This is a genomic window from Wenzhouxiangella limi (assembly GCF_010499265.1).
Lineage (GTDB): Bacteria > Pseudomonadota > Gammaproteobacteria > Xanthomonadales > Wenzhouxiangellaceae > Wenzhouxiangella > Wenzhouxiangella limi.
On the sequence record NZ_JAAGSC010000007.1, the window covers coordinates 1 to 323 of the forward strand.

The window sequence follows — 323 nt, forward strand, 5'->3', positions numbered from 1 at the left end:
GCCCGCCGGGTGGGGCGGATGCTGGAACGCGAAGGCTTACTGGAGCGCGACACCGAGCAGCTTGACTTTAGCGGTGTGCTGGACGAAGAGGACCCGATGACCGACCTGGTCGGCCACTCCATCACCTACCGCATTGCCGTCGGTCCACACCGCGGCCGCAAGGTATTCACCCTCCAGACTCTGCCGACTTTCGATAAGCAGGACTGGGCAACTGGCGGTCCTGGCAATGTGGCGGGCTTCTCCCTGCACGCCGGTGTGGCGGTCAAAGCCAGCCAGCGCGACAAACTCGAGCGGCTGTGCCGATACATCTGCCGTCCTCCCGT

The 323-nt window shown here is 64.7% G+C and carries 1 pseudogene; it reads left to right on the forward strand.

The annotated features are described in order from the left end of the window. Positions 1-323, forward strand: a pseudogene (locus G3I74_RS00070) (IS91 family transposase); the annotation flags it as partial.